A 3,850-nucleotide genomic window follows, 5' to 3' on the forward strand; every position below is an offset into this window, starting at 1 on the left:
ATAACGTCGTTAAAAATTTTTTATTTAGAACAATTAGATACAAAAAATTTTGCCTAGTTCTAGCGTAATTTTCTTAATGTTAAATAGACCCCATATATAAGCAGATTGGTATAACGCGCTAAAGCACGACCTATAAACAAAAAAGCCCGCCCTGTTTTAAACAGAGCGGGCTTTTAATCTTTAAAGCAATCGATTAAAAAAGCTCGTTTGCTTTGCTTACAATGTTTGCCACTGTAAAACCAAAGTGCTCAAACAACTCATTAGCTGGTGCTGACTCACCAAAGGTAGTCATACCTACTACTGCGCCGTTTAGGCCTACGTACTTGTACCAGTAATCAGCAATACCCGCTTCTACTGCTACGCGGCGTGTAACAGATGCCGGTAATACGCTTTCTTTATACTCTGCGCTTTGATCTTCAAAGGCATCAGTACATGGCATAGATACAACACGTACCTTTTTACCTTGGCTGCGTAGCTCAGTTGCTGAATCTTGTGCTAGTTGCACTTCAGAACCCGTCGCAATGAAAATAATCTCTGGATTGCCGTCACAGCTAAGGATGTAACCACCCTTTTTAACATCGCTTAATTGCTGTGCGTCACGCGCTTGTTGCTCAAGACCTTGGCGAGTAAAGATTAACGATGTAGGACCGTCTTTACGCTCAATAGCTTGTTGCCATGCAATTGCCGACTCAACTTGGTCACATGGACGCCAGTTGTATAAGTTAGGCGTTAAACGCATGCTTGCAATTTGCTCTACTGGTTGGTGAGTTGGACCATCTTCACCTAAACCAATTGAATCGTGCGTGTATACAAAAATGCTTGGTTGCTTCATTAATGCAGCCATACGTACGGCATTTTTTGCATATTCAACAAACATTAAGAACGTAGCACCGTAAGGAATAAAGCCTTTATGAAGGGCAATACCATTCATAATTGCAGACATACCAAACTCACGTACACCGTAGTAAATGTAGTTACCGCTTGCATCATCGTGTGTTAAACCTTTAGAGCCATCCCAAATTGTTAAGTTTGAGCCTGCTAAGTCGGCTGAACCACCCATAAATTCTGGTAATAACGGACCAAATGCGTTTAATGCATTTTGCGATGCTTTACGAGACGCTGGGTTTGCAGGGTTTGCTTGTAATTGCTCAATGTACGCTTGAGATTTTTCAGCCCAATCGCCAGGCAGTTCGTTATTAATACGACGCTTATATTCAGCCGCAAGCTCTGGGTATGCTTTTGCGTATGCTGCAAATTTTTCGTCCCAGCTTGATTCAAGCTGCTGACCTTTTTCTTTGCTATCCCACTTTGCGTAAATATCATCAGGAATTTCGAACGCATCGCCGGTCCAACCTAAAAATTCGCGAGATGCTTTAATTTCGTCATCACCTAGTGGAGCACCGTGACAATCGTGGCTACCAGATTTATTAGGTGAACCGTAACCAATAATTGTTTTACAACAAATTAGTGAAGGTTTGTCGGTAACGCTTTTTGCTTCTGCTATTGCAGCACTTACAGCATCGCTATCGTGGCCATCAACACCACTAATTACATGCCAACCGTATGCTTTAAAGCGAGCTGGCGTGTCATCTGTAAACCAACCTTCAACTTCGCCATCGATTGAGATGCCGTTGTCATCCCAAAATGCAACAAGTTTACCCAGACCTAATGTGCCTGCAAGTGAACCTGCTTCATGAGAAATACCTTCCATAAGGCAGCCATCGCCCATAAATGCATAGGTAAAGTGATCAACAATATCGTGACCTTCACGGTTAAACTGTGCAGCTAGCGCTTTTTCAGCAATGGCCATACCTACGGCATTTGTGATCCCTTGACCTAATGGACCCGTAGTAGTTTCGATTCCTGGTGCATAGCCATATTCAGGGTGGCCTGGTGTTTTAGAATGCATTTGACGGAAGTTTTTAATTTCGTCCAATGGTAAATCGTAACCACTTAGGTGCAATAGAGAATAGATAAGCATTGAACCGTGGCCGTTTGAAAGAATAAATCTGTCACGGTCAGCCCACTCTGGATTTGTTGGGTTATGTTTTAGATAATCGCGCCATAATACTTCTGCGATATCAGCCATGCCCATAGGGGCTCCAGGGTGACCAGATTTGGCCTTTTGTACTGCGTCCATTGACAAGACGCGAATTGCATTTGCAAGTTCTTTGCGAGATGGCATGAATTCTCCTACCTTTATATGTGTATTTGCACGGGTATTTATTATTCGTTTATGTATCCAAGTTTATTGAATACTGTTATACCGACCATTCTTACTTATTGTGGGGGCGGTGTGCAATTAAAAACCCCATAAAAGGGAGCATTATGAATATTTTTTAAGACCAGAACGACATTCGTAATTTTATTTAGACGTCTAGGCGTAAAAACACTATGCAAGGTGTTTTGTTTTCGATAAAATACGCCCCTTAATTTTTTAGCGCTAATACCGACGTTTGTGAAGCGCAATATTTGTGAGCAGAAATACAATGGCAAAACATTTATTTACTTCTGAATCAGTTTCTGAAGGTCATCCGGATAAAATCGCCGATCAAATCTCTGATGCGGTACTTGATGCTATCCTAGAGCAAGACTCTCATGCTCGCGTAGCGTGTGAAACGTACGTGAAAACCGGTATGGTTATGGTTGGTGGTGAAATCACGACTAGCGCATGGGTTGATATCGAAGAAATTACACGTAAAACAATTCGTGACATTGGCTACACAAATTCAGACATGGGCTTTGATGCCGATTCATGTGCAATTTTAAACACCATTGGTAAACAGTCTCCAGACATTAACCAAGGTGTTGACCGTACTAGCCCAGAAGAGCAAGGCGCTGGCGACCAAGGCTTAATGTTTGGTTACGCATGTAACGAAACAGAAGTACTAATGCCAGCTCCAATTACTTACTCACATCGTTTAGTACAGCGCCAAGCGCAAGTTCGTAAAAGCGGCGAGCTTAACTGGTTACGTCCAGATGCAAAATCTCAAGTTACTTTTGCATACGAAAACGGCAAGCCAGTAGGTATTGATGCTGTAGTGCTTTCTACTCAGCACAGCGAAGACATTTCGCAAAAAGATTTAGTAGAAGCGGTGATGGAAACAATCATCAAGCCGGTACTTCCTGCAGAACTTATTACAAGCGCGACTAAGTTTTTCATTAACCCAACAGGTCGCTTTGTAATTGGCGGACCAATGGGCGATTGTGGTTTAACAGGTCGTAAAATCATTGTAGATACATACGGTGGTATGGCTCGTCACGGTGGTGGTGCTTTCTCTGGTAAAGATCCATCAAAAGTTGACCGTAGTGCTGCATACGCTGCACGTTATGTTGCTAAAAACATTGTTGCTGCTGGCCTTGCTGACAAGTGTGAGCTACAAGTTTCTTACGCAATTGGTGTTGCAGAGCCTACTTCTATCAGCGTTGAAACGTTTGGTACAAGCAAGCTAGAAGAAAGCCGTTTAATCGAGCTTATTCGTGAACATTTTGACCTGCGCCCTTACGGTCTAATTCAAATGCTTGATTTAGAGCGCCCTATCTACCTTCCTACAGCGGCTTACGGCCACTTTGGTCGTGACGAATTCCCTTGGGAACGTACAGATAAAGCTGAAGCACTTCGCGCAGCTGCTGGCCTTTAATTGGTTAGGTAACTATCTAAATACAAAAAAAGCGCCAATTGGCGCTTTTTTTATGTATTATAAATAGCAGAATAAATTCAAACTTAATTAAAATAACGGTACATTAATAAAAATATTAAGGCAATTTACTCTTTGTTGCTCGGTTTTTACTTATTCTTACATGGATGTAAGCCAGTAGCGCAGCGCAGGAGCCGTTACCGAGCCCACTA

At 42.3% G+C, this 3,850-nt stretch carries 2 protein-coding genes; one reads left to right on the top strand and one right to left on the bottom strand.

The genetic code is table 11. The features are described 5' to 3' along the window. Positions 1-193: 193 nt before the first annotated feature. Positions 194-2,185: a transketolase gene (tkt, locus tag DO88_RS01860; RefSeq protein WP_033028934.1), complete on the bottom strand. Its 1,992-nt coding sequence runs from the start codon at positions 2,183-2,185 to the stop codon at positions 194-196. 304 nt (positions 2,186-2,489) lie between these two features. Between tkt and metK the strand changes: the two genes are divergently transcribed. Beyond that, positions 2,490-3,641: a methionine adenosyltransferase gene (metK, locus tag DO88_RS01855; protein ID WP_007377800.1), complete on the top strand. Its 1,152-nt coding sequence runs from the start codon at positions 2,490-2,492 to the stop codon at positions 3,639-3,641. Positions 3,642-3,850 lie beyond the last annotated feature (209 nt).

The sequence above is a fragment of the Pseudoalteromonas sp. S3431 genome (genome assembly GCF_000690035.1).
In the GTDB taxonomy this organism is placed as follows: domain Bacteria; phylum Pseudomonadota; class Gammaproteobacteria; order Enterobacterales; family Alteromonadaceae; genus Pseudoalteromonas; species Pseudoalteromonas fuliginea.